The organism is Gemelliphila sp. 1F1 (genome assembly GCF_056897515.1).
Map to the genome: position 1 here is coordinate 33074 of NZ_JBXHBE010000002.1, position 14257 is coordinate 47330.

A 14257-nucleotide genomic window follows, 5' to 3' on the forward strand; every position below is an offset into this window, starting at 1 on the left:
TTCATTGCTAGTTTATATAAATGATTAATTAATGTATATCTTTTTTCTTAAAGTTAGCTCCACTAACTTCAGCTATATTCCCTATAGATAAAAAGGCATTTTTATCATTCTCGACAACAATACTTTTCAAAGTTGCCTCCTCAATTCGAGTAATTACACAGAAAATTACTTTAGTTTCATCTCCACTATAACCACCTTCTCCATTTAAAAGAGTTACTCCTCTACCTAATTGTTGCTGTATCGCTTCACTTATTTTTTGATATTCTTTAGAAATTATCATAACTGACTTAGAATCATTTAACCCTTCAATTACGATATCCATAACTTTAGCAGCTATAAAATAACTTATCATAGAATATAAAGCTGATTCCCAACTAAAAATAAAACCAGATACAACAAAAATTACAACATTAATAGCTAATACCATTTCTCCCACAGATATAGGTAAATTTTTGGTAGCGAAAATAGAAAACATCTCACTTCCATCTAAAGTACCACCGCTTCTAATAACAAGTCCCACTCCTATACCTAATATTATTCCGCCAAAAATACAAGCCAAAAATGGATCTGTAACTAACGGTGGATAAGGATGAAATACTGCTGTCATCACAGATAAAGCTGTAACTCCAAATAATGATGCTATTGTAAAATTTAATCCTATTTGCTTATAACCTAAATACAAGAAAGGTATATTGAATAAGAAAATAAACACCCCTATCGGTAAACTTATGTAGTTTTGTGCAATAATAGAGATACCTACTACTCCTCCATCTAGTATTTTATTAGGAATTAAAAAGAATTCTAGTCCTGCTGCAAAAATAGCCGATCCTATAAAAATAAGAAAATACTTTCTAAATAATTTCAAAAATTTGATAATTTCTACCTCCAAACATATTAAAAGTTAGTTTTTTATAAACATACTTAATTTAATTTTAACATAATTTCTAAAAATTATAAATTAATTAGGTTTCTTACAATTTGTTATATTAATTAATTATTGATATAATAACAATATAATAAATTAGGAGTTACAACTATGATAGAAAAATTTTATTTAGGAACATACACAAAAAGGACTAGTGAAGGAATATATTCTATAAAATTAGATAAAAGTAAAAACAAATTATTTGATTTAAAATTAGAAAAAAAAATTGAGAATCCAACATATATAGCTAAAAATAATGATAAAATTTTGGCGGTTTCCAACAAAAATAATTTAGGTGGTATAACTGTTTTTAATAAAGATACTATTATAAATGAACATTTTGAGAATGCTACACCTTGTTATATAAGCTATAATTCTAATAATGATATTGTTTTGACTGCTAATTATCATACTGGAAGTATTGTAGCTTATAAATTAAAAAATAATAAAGTTGTTAAGTTAGATGAAGTAATTCATAAAAAAAATTCTCACCTTCACTACTGTGCATACACACCCGATAACAAATTTATAATAGCTTGTGACTTGGGTACAGATGGAGTTTTAACATATAAATTAGAAAATAATAAATTAAAAAAAATTAACGAATATAAGTCAACACATAACTCAGGGGCAAGACATATAGTATTTCATAAAAATAATAAAATTGCTTATTTAATTTGTGAACTTGATTCCTCTATTGAAATTCTAGAATATAATGATAAAAATGGAGAGTTTTCATTGATTAATAAAATTAATCTAGTATCAGATAACGAACAAAAGTGGGCATCTGCTATAAGAATTACAAATGATTCAAAATATTTATATGCAACAAATCGCGGTAAAAATCTAATAATAGCAATGAAAATATTAGAAAATGGAAATTTAGAGAAAATAGCATCTTATAATACTTCGGGAGACATACCTAGAGATTTTAATTTTAGTAGTGATGAAAACTTTATAATTGTTGGTCATCAAGAATCGGATAACTTAACATTATTTGAACGTAATATATCAGACGGAACATTAAAAACTATTGAACACAATATATTTGCTCCAGAGGTTGTTTGTATAATAAGATAAAATAAAACACCTAAAACAAATTGTTTTAGGTGTTTTTATAATATTTTATTTTTCATCTACTACATATGGTAAAAGAGCCATATGACGTGCTCTCTTAATAGCCGTAGTCAACATTCTTTGATACTTAGCTGAAGTACCAGTTACACGACGTGGCAATATTTTTCCACGTTCTGAAATGAATTTTTTAAGTAATTCTACATCTTTATAATCAATTGTTTCAATATTATTTTTTGTAAAATAACATACTTTTTTACGACGACGCATATTGTTACGACGATTATTGAATTGTGCCATCTGCTTATCCTCCTTGTATTAATATTAATCTTCTTTAAACGGATTAACTACATCCTGTAAAAAATCATCATCTAAATTACTCGGAAAATCCTCTCCGAAATCCGAGAAAGATGAACTATCGTTCATAAAATCATGCATTGCTGCATTATTATTCGTATTTGCATTAGAAAAATTATTTTGTTGATATTGAGGTTGAGACTGACCAAAATTCATAGCCTCAAAACCATTATCTTGTTGTCTGTTCGTATTAGATCTAGATTCTAAATACTGAATATTATCTGCTACCACTTCTGTAACATAGACAGTATTACCATCTTTTCCTTGATAATTTCTAGTTTGTATTCTACCTTGAACACCTATTAAGCTACCTTTAGCAAGAAATCTTGCCATATTTTCTGCTTGTCGTCTAAAAACTACACAACCGATAAAATCAGCATTTCTTTGTCCACTTTGGTCTGTAAAATTTCTATTAACTGCAATAGTAAAGTACACCATCGGAATATTCGAACTAGAATATCTTAATTCTGGATCTTTTGTTAAACGTCCTACTAATACTACATTATTTATCAAGATAAGCTCCTCCTATTATTTTTCTAATCTTACAACTATATGACGAATAATATCTAAGTTGATTTTTGCTAAACGATCAAACTCTCTTGTAGACGCATCTGTTTCTGAAGTTAATTCTACTACAAAGTAGTAAGCATCTGAAAAATCTTCGATTTCATAAGCTAGTTGCTTTTTACCTAACTCTTTTACTTCTGTGATTTCTGCACCTTCTGAAAGAATACCTACGAATCTGTCTACTAAAGCTTTTTTAGCTTCTTCTTCAATACGTGGTTGAACAGCAAACATTACTTCATATTTTCTCATTTTGTGTTACCTCCTTTTGGTCTTTGCGACTCTTTATATACTAAAGAGTAAGGAGTAATAAAATTACTCGTTTGTTATTATAACAATTATTTAAAATAATTGCAATACATATACTTATATTTTATATACATTTCTAAAATATATAAAGACAAAATAACAACAATGTAAATTACCATACATTGTTGTTATTTTTATTATTTATCTAATTCTGTCAATTTTTCTTTTAAGTAGTCTACCAACTCATCTCTAAAATCACTTCTTAGTGCAAAATCTATTGTTGTTTTTACAAAACCAATTTTTTCTCCTACATCATACCTTTTACCTTTGAAATCATAGGCATAGACTTTTTCTTCTTCATTAAGCATTTGAATAGCATCAGTTAGCTGAACTTCTCCTCCTGCTCCTATATGCTTTTTCTCCAAATGTTTAAAAATTCCGGGAGTAAGTAAATATCGACCTAAAATAGCTAAGTTCGATGGAGCTGTTCCTTGTTCCGGTTTTTCTACAAAGCTATTAACTTCATACAGTCTACCTTCTTTTGATTTCGGATCTATTATTCCGTATCGATGAGTGTCTTCACTAGCAACTTTTTGAACTCCTATCACAGAACTTTGTGTTTTATCATATTCATCTATAAGTTGTTTAATTGCTGGGACATCTTCACTAATTACGATATCATCTCCCAACAAGACAGCGAATGGTTCATCTCCTATAAAACTTTTAGCAGTTAGGATAGCGTCACCTAATCCTGCCATTTCTTTTTGACGCACATAATAAATATTAGCTAAGTTCGTAGCATGACGAACTTTTTCTAACATTTCTAATTTTCCTTTTGCTTCTAAATCAGTTTCTAACTCAACATTTTTATCAAAATGATCTTCTATAGCTCTTTTAGGTTTCCCAGTTACTATTATTATATCTTCTATACCAGCAGCTACTGCTTCTTCTACTATATATTGAATAGTTGGAGTGTCAATAATAGGTAACATCTCCTTAGGCATTGCTTTCGTAGCTGGCAAAAATCTAGTACCATAGCCTGCCGCTGGTATTATTGCTTTTTTTACTTTTTTCATGTTTTCACCTTTATTTCTATCATTTTCTTATTTATGCTATCATTATAACATCTTTTATTAAAATTTAAAATAGTTTTGTGCTTTTCTATAAAAAATCAAACACATTATTGTTATTGCTAGAATCAATCAACTATATAAACCTCTACTTTTCAACATTTAAATATTAATTCATACAATAAAAAATATATTACTCTCATTTTTCAAACATTATATGAACATTTTTTTGAATATCGAAATTTTTTATTTATTTTGTCTCTTTGTCAATAGATGTAGATAAAGTTTTTTAAAAATAATTGCGAGCTACTAACTCGCAATCATAATTATAAAATATATTTAATTTAAAGCTTTTAAAGTTACATTAGTTTCATACTCTTTACCATTTCTATAGTATGTAACTTTAACTGTATCACCTATCTTTGTATTTTCAAAAATATACTTTCTAAGTTCTGCAACACTAGTAACATCTGAACCATTTAATTTAGTTATTATATCATATTGCTTCAAGCCAGCTTTCTCCGCTGAACCTCCTGATTCGACTCCTCGTATAATTACACCTTTCTTATCAGTATTATAATTTAATGTTCCCTCTAATAAATCCTTATTTAATGATGATACTGAAGTCAATTGTACTCCCAATGCAGGTCTAACAACTTTACCTGTCTTCTCTAATTGTTCTGTTATTATTTTCACTTCATTAGCAGGAATAACAAAACCTATTCCTTCAGCAGAAACAGATTCTCCTGCATTCGATATTTTTAATTCATTAATTCCAATTAACTCACCTTTATTATTTATCAAAGCTCCTCCACTATTTCCAGGATTTATCGCTGCATCAGTCTGAATTACAGTTTGATACCAATCAGGTGTACCGTCCTTATCAATATCAATAGGAATCTGACGATCTAAAGCTGAAACTATTCCTCTGGTAACTGTATTAGATAAAGATACATCCAACGGTGATCCTATTGCTAGAGCTGTTTCACCAACGGCTACATTATTACTATCAGAAAAATCCATAACAACTTTTACATCTTTAGCATTTATTTTTAAAACTGCTAAATCTGTCCAGACATCACTACCTACCAGTTCAGCCTCAACAGTTTTACCATCACTTAATATAGCATTTATTTTTTTAGCACCTTTTATTACGTGTTCATTAGTAACTATATAAGCTGTATTTCCATCTTTCTTGTAAATAACACCACTACCGTTAGCAGCTGGTTTCAATTCATTGTCACTGCTGTTAGTTCCTATAATTCCTCCTAGACTATTAGAAGAATTTTGTTGATAATTAACTATAGAAACTACTGCATCCTTAGCCTTAGAAACTGCATTTATTGTAGTTTCTTGTGTATTATTCTCTTTATCAGAACTCGCTACACGAGAAGTCGTAACCTGCTTATTACCACTAACAAAATTCTGTACCCCAAATACACTAAAAGCACCTAAAACAAAAGATCCAAATACAGTCAAAAATATTTTAAGATAGTTTGGAGTACTTCTATTATTTTGGTTCATAGTCTTATTATCAATATTTTCAAAATCCTCTTCATTATGCGACTCATCATCTACATATTCATTATGTAATTCTTTATTATCTAATAATTCTTCTGAATCATTATTAATTAACTCATCATTATTTTCAATATTATCTCTTGAATTGTTCATAAAAAAATCCCCTTTTATATAAGTTATTTTATTAATATATTATCACAAAAACTTAAAAAATAACTTAAATTAACTTCATTGTTTTTGATTACTAAAGATGTTATAATTTATAGTATATCATTAAAGGAGTAAGCTATGACTTTAAGAAAGTATTTTTTATTCACTTATACTATATTAATGTCTTTTGTATTTCTATACACTTTGAATATTAATCTTCATATTAATAGACAAATTAATTACTTAAATATGTTTATTATATTCGTTTTATTTATTTTGTGGTTATTTGCATGGTACTTATTTTTTATAAAAGATATTATAAAAAGCGATCAACAGGAAAGAAGCAGAATCGGTACAGTATTAGTTTTATTAGCAATTATTATTTTTTACTATAACCCTTTTCCTAAATATGATAATTATATATTAGACATAGACAGAAAAGTTTTTTTCGTAATAACTATAATTGCATTTGTATCGTTTATTATTTCAGCTAAAAATAAACCTTTTTTCATTACAGGAATACTAGTATTCTTACCTATAATGATACAAAGCTTCTATGTTAATATTTTAGAAAATGATACATTCTTTATTACATACCCTTACTTTACTACTGCCTTTATAATAATTCTTTTATTAACATTTTTTAGATACAGACAAATAAAACATAATAAAAAATAAAAATAATATTTACTTTAGATAATTATCTAAAGTAAATATTATTTTTGAATTTGTAAATTAACACTATCAAAATCTAATAAATACTAACCTATATAATTCAAATAATTTTTACAAGCATTAGCATAAAATTTTGCATAATCGCCATCTTTCAAAAATTGCTCTTGTTCTTTATCCACAATAAAATCAGTATCTGCTTCCATTACAGCTATCAAACGCTCAAATGTATCCAAAAAGTGCTCGCCAATATCATTAATTATATAATTTAATTGTTGTTGAGCTAAAAATGGAGCAAATACTTGTTGAAAGGCACCTTTTTTCATTTTATAAATTAATTTTCTTCCGTCAATTAAAAAATTATCGTAATCTTTCTCTACAAATAATCTAGCCTTCTCATAGTTCGTAAAAAATTGAACAGCATACGTACCTTTATATTCTCTTATTAAAGGCAAGGTATATCCTTCTCTCTCATAACTTTGCTTATCTATCACTACATAATGTTCATCTAAATCCCAAAATTCTTTTGCTATATGGTAGAATGCTAATCTCCAGTTATCATCTCCTACTCTTAACGTTTTAAATGCAGCTATTTGTTCTACTAATTTACTATCTTGCATAAGTTTCTCCTTACCTTATATTAATTCTATTACTGTTCCTATTCTACCAGCAGTTGCACCATCTTGTCTATAAGAATAAAATTTATCATTATTATCTACTGTACAAAAATTAGTGTTAATTATATTAGCACCTCTAATTCCCATACGTTTAAGCAACATAATATTTATTTGTTCTAAATCTAGAAAAAATTTATTCTTATTGACTTTGTAATAATTTGGTACATCTAAAGAAGCAAATTTATCAATTAAATCTTTTGATACTTCATAATTATTTGCTTTAATATGAGGTCCTATAACAACTTGGATGTTAGAAACACTACAATTATATTTATCTATCATAACATTTATAACATTTTTAGATATATTATTATATGTTCCTCTCCATCCTGCATGCGCTAGAGCTACAACTTTATTCTCTAAATCATAAAATATCAAAGGAACACAGTCTGCCGTAAATATTAACAATGGAATATTTTTTTTGTTAGTTACTAAAGCATCAAATTCTTCATAATTATTTCCCACCTTATCTACTTCTTTAACATCTGTTCCGTGAACTTGTGTTCCATAACTTAAATTTTTCACAGTAAAATCATACTTTTCTAAATTTTCTTTTAAAAACAATATATTTTTAGCATCTATACTTTTGTTAGTGAATGCAAATTTTACATTTTTATCATGAAATAAATAAATATTTTTTTCTACTTTCATTTTAATACCTCCTAGAATACAATAAATATATCTTTATTATAATTATTTTTTTATAAAAAGTAAATAAAAATACTACAGTTAAAACACTTTTTAAAATACATATATGAAGCTTTTTTGTATAACTTAATATAATAAAAAATTAACGTATATATTACAATTATATTTATTGTTGTATTACAATCAAAAGTTAAATTTATAATACAAGAAAACGCTTGACATTTTCTTGTGGATAAGATAATATTATGTGTAAATATTGAATACTTTCAAAAACTGTCTTTTGTAATATAAATTAATATTAAGAATGTATTCATAATTTAACAAATTATTCAAAGGAGATTTACGTATGAGCGTATTTTTAAGTGTTATACCTATAGTTACTTTAGTTTGGATGATGACTAAGAAAAAGAGTGTTCCTTCTCACATCGCCCTTCCTATAACAGCACTATTTGTATACATTATACACATTGCCTATTTTAAAACAAATTTTGCATTACTTAACTCAGGACTTATCACAGGTTCACTAGCGGTTCTTACACCTATAACAGTAATAGCGGGAGCTGTTCTGTTTAATAGATTTCAACAACTTTCTGGTTGTCAAGAGACTATCAATAAATGGTTAGAGTCTATAACTAAAAATCCAATTGCTCAATTTATGATTATCGGATTTGCTTTTGCATTTATGATTGAAGGAGCAAGCGGATTTGGAACTCCAGCAGCAATAGCCGCTCCTATATTAATAGGACTTGGATATCAACCAATAAAAGTTGTTATTGCCGTTTTAGCATTCAACTCAGTTCCTGTTTCATTTGGGGCTGTAGGTACTCCAACTTGGTTCGGTTTTGGATCTTTAGGTCTTTCTGAAACTATGATTACAGAGATAGGTCTTAAAGCATCTATAATTCACTTGTTTGCAGGAATGATAGTTCCAGTAATGGCCCTACTTTTTGTTTTCGAATGGAAAGAAGTTAGAAAAAATATTATATTTATTTATTTAACAGTATTTTCTTGTGCAGTACCTATGACATTACTATCAACAGTTAACTATGAATTTCCTTCTTTAATAGGAGGAGCAATTGGATTCTTTATATCAGTATTCTTGGCAAGCAAAGGTATAGGTCTTTCGAAAGATTCTGTCAACTTAGTAGAAGATTACTCAACAGTAATTGAAAAAGTTCCATTCAAGGATGTGTTTAAAGCTTTACTTCCAACTATAGTTCTAATTTTAACACTTATATTAACTCGTGTTAAGCAATTACCATTAAAAGGATTACTTAAAACAGATAGCATTTTATTTGAAACTGATTTAGGATTTGCAAAATTAAATATTACTAAAGCATTCAAAATTTCGTTACTTGATGTTCTAGGAACAAAAGAAAAAGAAGCTTACGAATTATTATATGCTCCTGCTTTAATACCATTCTTCTTTACAGTATTTATATTACTAGCACTTTATCCAAAAATGAATGGTAAAGTTGGTACTATGCTTAAAGAAACTTTCAATCAAATAAAACTGCCTTTCCTTGCTTTACTAGGTGGTGTTATCATGGTTAAGTTTATGCTAATTGGTGGCGATAAATCAATGGTTAAAATTATAGGACTTGCTCTTGCTGATGCTACTGGTTCTTACTGGACAATATTTGCATCATACTTAGGATCTATAGGAGCATTCTTCTCAGGATCTAATACTATTTCCAATTTAATATTCGGTGGTGTTCAACAATCTATCGCACAAAGCACTGGATTATCTGTCGGAACTATACTTGCTATGCAATCAGTTGGTGGAGCGATGGGTAATATGACATGTATTAACAACATTATAGCTGCTTGTTCAGTATCAAACGTTCATAACGAAGAAGGAAATATTATGAAGCGTACAGCTATTCCTATGATTACATATGGTATTATAGCTGCAATTGTAGCCACATTTATTTTCCCACTTATCTTCTAAATTATATAATCAAAATAATAAATAGCGCAGAACAAAATTTCTACGCTATTTATTTTTATTATTTAAAGATCATCAAAAAACGATAACTGAGCTTTCTCAGGTAATCCTTTGAAAGTTCCCAAATCTCTTAAATATTCTAAAACTGTAGATGATACACCACAACGTTTAGAAAAATCTTCTATTGATAAGAAAGGATTTTCTTCACGTGCTTGCACTATTTTTAGCGCTACGTTCTCTCCTAAACCTGGAACTATAGAAAACGGAGGAATAAGAGAATCACCTTCTATAATGTAATCAAATCCTTGCGATTTTTCTAAATCTATTTTTAAAAACTTATATCCTCTGCTTAGCATTTCAAAAGCTATCTCATAACTTACTAAAGCGGCTTGATCTCTTCCTGTTATTTGATCACGTCCTAATTCTTTTAGCTGTTTAATTTTATTTCCTAAAAAATCTTTTCCTTGAATAACTGTTTTTATATCATAGTCGTTAGCTCTAACTGAAAAATATGAACAATAATATACTATAGGTTGGTGCACTTTAAACCAAGCTATACGCAATGCCATTAATACGTATGCAGCAGCATGAGCTTTGGGGAACATATACTTAATTTTTTTACAAGAATCTATATACCATTCTGGGACACTATTTTCTCTCATTGAAGCTTCAAATTCCTCTGTAAGACCTTTACCTTTACGAACACTTTCCATAATAGTAAATGCAAGACTTTCTTCTAATCCAGCATATATTAAATAGACCATTATATCATCTCGACAACCTATAACATCTTTTAATGTACATATTTTTTTCTTAATTAAATCTTGCGCATTTCCTAGCCAAACATCTGTCCCATGAGATAATCCTGATATTTGTACTAATTCAGAGTATGTAGTAGGTTTTGTATCTTCTAACATTTGAATAACAAAATTAGTGCCGAACTCTGGAATACCTAAAGTCCCGGTAGAACAACCTAATTCTTCTTTTGTAACTCCTAATACATCTGGCGATGAAAAAATTTTCATAACTTCCTGATCAGAAACATCTATTTCTGTAGGATCTATACCGGATAAATCTTGTAATTTTCTTATCATTGTAGGATCATCATGTCCTAAAATATCAAATTTTAAGATATTATCATGAATTGAATGAAAATCAAAATGTGTAGTTCTCCACGAACTAGTTTCATCATCTGCTGGATATTGATATGGTGTAAAATCAAATATATCCATATCATTAGGAACTACCAATATTCCACCAGGATGCTGTCCTGTTGTTCTCTTAACTCCCTCACAACCTGTTGCAATTCTTTCTAAATCAATATTTCTTTTATCAATTTCGTTCTTTTCAAAATATTCTCTTGTAAATGAATAAGCTGTTTTTTGAGCAACTGTAGAAATAGTTCCTGCACGATAAACATAATCTTCTCCAAATATCTCTTTAGTAAAATTGTGAGCAGTTGGTTGATAATCTCCCGAAAAATTAAGATCAATATCTGGAACTTTATCTCCTTTAAATCCTAAAAATGTTTCGAAGGGAATATCTTGACCATCTTTTTTCATTAACATCTTACAATTTGGGCATTCTTTATTAGGTAAATCAAACCCTGATGCAAATTCTCCTTTCAAGAAAAATTCACTATTTTTACATTTTGGACATACATAATGTGGAACTAAAGGATTAACTTCTGTTATATCCATCATTGTTGCTACTAGTGAAGATCCAACAGAGCCTCGTGATCCCACCAAATATCCATCAGATAAAGATTTCTTAACTAGTTTACTAGAAATTAAGTATACAACAGAAAATCCATTACCTATAATAGAATCCAACTCTTTTTCTAATCTTTTCTCTACTATTTCTGGCAATTCATTCCCATAGATTTCTCGAGCTTTTTGATAACTTATATTACGAACATCTTCTTCAGCACCTTCTATTTTTGGAGTATATAGCTTATCTTTTAGTGGCACGACATACTCTATCATTTCATTTATCCTATGGGTATTATTAATAACTATATCTTCTATTAATTGTTGATCTTCTAAATAGCTAAATTGTTCTAGCATTTCTTTAGTAGTTAGAAAGTTCGCTACGGGCATTATATCTCTTGCAGCTGGATTATTTTTCACCGTTAAACGTAAAATTTGTCTATAAACATGCTTATATTCATCTAAATAATATGTATCTCCTGTTGCCACCACTATTTTTTCTTGAGATATAGCTAAATTAATTAATCTTTTTATTTCTTTCTTCAGTTCTAACTTACTTTCTATACGTTCACTTCGTATAAATTTTTCATAATGATGTAGAGGCTGAATTTCTACATAATCATAAAATTTTATTAATTCTTTTAATTTATCTTCTCTAGAGTTTAGTAATTCTTCAAATAGTTCATTATCACTATTACCACTTCCTATTAAAATGTGCTCTCTATATTTATTAAGTAATGACCTTGGAATAGTGGGTTTCCCTGATGATAAGTATTGAGTAGAACTGTAAGATACTAGTTTAAATAAATCTTTTAGGCCTTTAGAATTTTTCACTAATATTGAACACGGAAATGAGCGAGATCTTCTATGAGCCAGCCTTGAATCTATTTTCATATCTATTTCATTATGCTTTTCTATCCCGAGATCGTAAAGTTGATTTAACATCTTTACAAAAACTTCCGCTGTAGCTTTAGTATCGAAAATAGCCCTATGGTGTTGCACTAATCTAACTTTATACATTTTTACTAAATTATTCAATCCATGACGTTTTGCTTCTTTATTAATTGAACGTGATAAAAACAGTGTATCTATACTTCCATAGTGGAGTTCGTTCATTATACCTAATCTTTCAAAAGATTTACCTATAAAACCTAGGTCAAATTTTGCATTATGCGCAACCAAAATATCATCGTCACTCAACCAATTATAAAAATTAGTCATAACTTCTTTTTCTAAAGGAGCATTTTTTACATCTTCATTAGTTATACTTGTTATATCTGTAATTAATTGTGATATTTTCCGTTCTGGATTTATGTAACTTTCAAAGCTATCTATCTCTTTTCCATTTTTCACTTTTATTGCAGCTATTTCTATTAATCTATCTCGTTCTGCTGAAAGTCCTGTCGTCTCCACATCAAATACTACATAAGTAGCATCTTTTAAAAAAATATCTTTTTGATTAGTTGTCGCTGTGATACTGTCATCTAAAATAAATGCATTTAAACCATAAATAGGTTTCACATCTTTTCCTTTTGAACTAAGACATATTTCTGGATATGCTTGAACCCCGTAGCTATCTGTAAATGCTATTGCTTCATGCCCCCATTTTTCAGCACGTTCCAAATATTCTTTCGCACTGCTTACACCATCTAACGGAGACATCTTTGTATGAACATTCAATTCTATACGTTTCTTACCATTATAATCGTCAATTTTTTCTTCTCTTATAACACTCTCTATAGATCTTGGCTCTATAACTGTGTCATTCAAAAATGTATCGTAAGATACATTACCCTCAATTTTTATCCACTGTCCTTTTTTAAGTGATGACATAACATCAACTAAGGCATTTTTTCTAAAACTATTCTTAAATTTGCCGTTATTAGAATTTACGAACATTCTTACTATTATAGAGTCGCTATAATCTGTAATTTTAATTCTAAACTGGCTACTACCATTTCTAAATTCTATTCTTTCTGTATCGAAAATTTGACCGAGTAATGTAGCACTTCCTGAATATCCTACTATATCTTTAATATCTACTATACTTTCATCTTTTATATTTTTTCCATATTTTTCTAATTTTTTAGTTGATTTCTTGGCATAAACTATATTATCTTTGGAAATATCTTGTATTTTTTCTAATTTTGATATTTCTTCATTAATAATTTGTTCGTGTTTAGTAGCCAACTCCTCTGTTTTGAAATTAGCTTCTATACTTGCTATTTCAATCCCTAAACTTCGATAGATTTCTAAAATATTATTTTTTTTAGAATTTATGAAATTATTCCAAATTGTAGGAGTAATTATATTTACAATTATTTTAGTCTTTTCTACAACAATCTTATTGGCAATGATTGCATCTATAATCGTATTATTCTCTCCAGTATAGAAGACTTCATTTATTACAAATGGCCAATATTCCAATATATTTTGATCTGTAATTTTATTTTTTACTGTGATACTATAATTAACGAGATAGTCTTCAAAAAAACTATCTCGCATCTTATTAATTAATAGCATCCAATCAGTAACAATAGGTAATTCTTCTGTTTTAAAATTAAAAATCCATTCTTTATTAACATTATTCTTAATAATGTTTTCTAAAGTCATATTTTGAAAATTGCTTTTGTAAAAAAAGTGTTCTAATTCTAAGGATTTTAATAACAAGGAAAAATTTTTATTACTCATTG

The 14257-nt window shown here is 28.3% G+C and carries 12 protein-coding genes; 3 read left to right on the forward strand and 9 right to left on the reverse strand.

The genetic code is table 11. The features are described 5' to 3' along the window. Positions 1–28: 28 nt before the first annotated feature. Positions 29–874 (reverse strand): YitT family protein, encoded by an 846-nt coding sequence (locus tag AC1XWJ_RS02420; protein WP_483334584.1) that lies wholly within the window; start codon positions 872–874, stop codon positions 29–31. A gap of 162 nt (positions 875–1036) precedes the next feature. On the opposite strand from AC1XWJ_RS02420, the gene AC1XWJ_RS02425 reads away from it, so the two are divergent. Then, on the forward strand, positions 1037–2005 hold the full coding sequence (locus tag AC1XWJ_RS02425) for a lactonase family protein (protein ID WP_483334301.1): 969 nt from the start codon (positions 1037–1039) through the stop codon (positions 2003–2005). A 45-nt stretch (positions 2006–2050) separates the two neighbouring features. On the opposite strand, the gene rpsR is transcribed toward AC1XWJ_RS02425, so the two are convergent. The 5 genes from rpsR to AC1XWJ_RS02450 all read right to left on the reverse strand — a co-directional run bounded on the left by rpsR (position 2051) and on the right by AC1XWJ_RS02450 (position 5913). Further along, positions 2051–2299 carry a 30S ribosomal protein S18 gene (gene rpsR, locus AC1XWJ_RS02430; protein ID WP_483334302.1) on the reverse strand — a complete coding sequence of 83 codons (249 nt, stop codon included), beginning with the start codon at positions 2297–2299 and terminating at the stop codon, positions 2051–2053. 24 nt (positions 2300–2323) lie between these two features. Continuing rightward, positions 2324–2869 (reverse strand): single-stranded DNA-binding protein, encoded by a 546-nt coding sequence (locus AC1XWJ_RS02435; protein ID WP_483334303.1) that lies wholly within the window; start codon positions 2867–2869, stop codon positions 2324–2326. Positions 2870–2884: 15 nt separating this feature from the next. Continuing rightward, the gene (gene rpsF, locus AC1XWJ_RS02440) at positions 2885–3172 is read right to left on the reverse strand and encodes a 30S ribosomal protein S6 (RefSeq protein ID WP_483334304.1); all 288 of its coding nucleotides are present in this window, start codon (positions 3170–3172) and stop codon (positions 2885–2887) included. A gap of 194 nt (positions 3173–3366) precedes the next feature. Then, on the reverse strand, positions 3367–4245 hold the full coding sequence (gene galU, locus AC1XWJ_RS02445) for a UTP--glucose-1-phosphate uridylyltransferase GalU (RefSeq protein WP_483334305.1): 879 nt from the start codon (positions 4243–4245) through the stop codon (positions 3367–3369). A gap of 333 nt (positions 4246–4578) precedes the next feature. Then, positions 4579–5913 carry a S1C family serine protease gene (locus AC1XWJ_RS02450; RefSeq protein ID WP_483334306.1) on the reverse strand — a complete coding sequence of 445 codons (1335 nt, stop codon included), beginning with the start codon at positions 5911–5913 and terminating at the stop codon, positions 4579–4581. A 135-nt stretch (positions 5914–6048) separates the two neighbouring features. On the opposite strand from AC1XWJ_RS02450, the gene AC1XWJ_RS02455 reads away from it, so the two are divergent. Next, the gene (locus AC1XWJ_RS02455) at positions 6049–6588 is read left to right on the forward strand and encodes a hypothetical protein (RefSeq protein WP_483334307.1); all 540 of its coding nucleotides are present in this window, start codon (positions 6049–6051) and stop codon (positions 6586–6588) included. A gap of 83 nt (positions 6589–6671) precedes the next feature. Here AC1XWJ_RS02455 and AC1XWJ_RS02460 read toward each other — a convergent pair whose 3' ends face one another. Both AC1XWJ_RS02460 and pgeF read right to left on the reverse strand, forming a co-directional pair. After that, positions 6672–7202 (reverse strand): hypothetical protein, encoded by a 531-nt coding sequence (locus AC1XWJ_RS02460; protein ID WP_483334308.1) that lies wholly within the window; start codon positions 7200–7202, stop codon positions 6672–6674. 15 nt (positions 7203–7217) lie between these two features. After that, positions 7218–7910 (reverse strand): peptidoglycan editing factor PgeF, encoded by a 693-nt coding sequence (pgeF, locus tag AC1XWJ_RS02465; RefSeq protein ID WP_483334309.1) that lies wholly within the window; start codon positions 7908–7910, stop codon positions 7218–7220. 343 nt (positions 7911–8253) lie between these two features. Here pgeF and AC1XWJ_RS02470 point away from each other — a divergent pair, with 343 nt between their 5' ends. Then, positions 8254–9858, forward strand: coding sequence for an L-lactate permease (locus tag AC1XWJ_RS02470; protein ID WP_483334310.1), 1605 nt, complete (start codon positions 8254–8256; stop codon positions 9856–9858). Between the two features lie 62 nt (positions 9859–9920). Here AC1XWJ_RS02470 and AC1XWJ_RS02475 read toward each other — a convergent pair whose 3' ends face one another. Continuing rightward, positions 9921–14255, reverse strand: a complete 4335-nt coding sequence (locus tag AC1XWJ_RS02475; RefSeq protein ID WP_483334311.1) for a PolC-type DNA polymerase III — start codon at positions 14253–14255, stop codon at positions 9921–9923. Positions 14256–14257: the final 2 nt, after the last annotated feature.

Coding starts and splice junctions, on each gene's coding strand:
- AC1XWJ_RS02425 (WP_483334301.1), top strand. CDS start 1,037: ATGATAGAAAAATTTTATTTAGGAACATACACAAAAAGGACTAGTGAA.
- rpsR (WP_483334302.1), bottom strand. CDS start 2,299: ATGGCACAATTCAATAATCGTCGTAACAATATGCGTCGTCGTAAAAAA.
- rpsF (WP_483334304.1), bottom strand. CDS start 3,172: ATGAGAAAATATGAAGTAATGTTTGCTGTTCAACCACGTATTGAAGAA.
- galU (WP_483334305.1), bottom strand. CDS start 4,245: ATGAAAAAAGTAAAAAAAGCAATAATACCAGCGGCAGGCTATGGTACT.
- AC1XWJ_RS02450 (WP_483334306.1), bottom strand. CDS start 5,913: ATGAACAATTCAAGAGATAATATTGAAAATAATGATGAGTTAATTAAT.
- AC1XWJ_RS02455 (WP_483334307.1), top strand. CDS start 6,049: ATGACTTTAAGAAAGTATTTTTTATTCACTTATACTATATTAATGTCT.
- AC1XWJ_RS02460 (WP_483334308.1), bottom strand. CDS start 7,202: ATGCAAGATAGTAAATTAGTAGAACAAATAGCTGCATTTAAAACGTTA.
- pgeF (WP_483334309.1), bottom strand. CDS start 7,910: ATGAAAGTAGAAAAAAATATTTATTTATTTCATGATAAAAATGTAAAA.
- AC1XWJ_RS02470 (WP_483334310.1), top strand. CDS start 8,254: ATGAGCGTATTTTTAAGTGTTATACCTATAGTTACTTTAGTTTGGATG.
- AC1XWJ_RS02475 (WP_483334311.1), bottom strand. CDS start 14,255: ATGAGTAATAAAAATTTTTCCTTGTTATTAAAATCCTTAGAATTAGAA.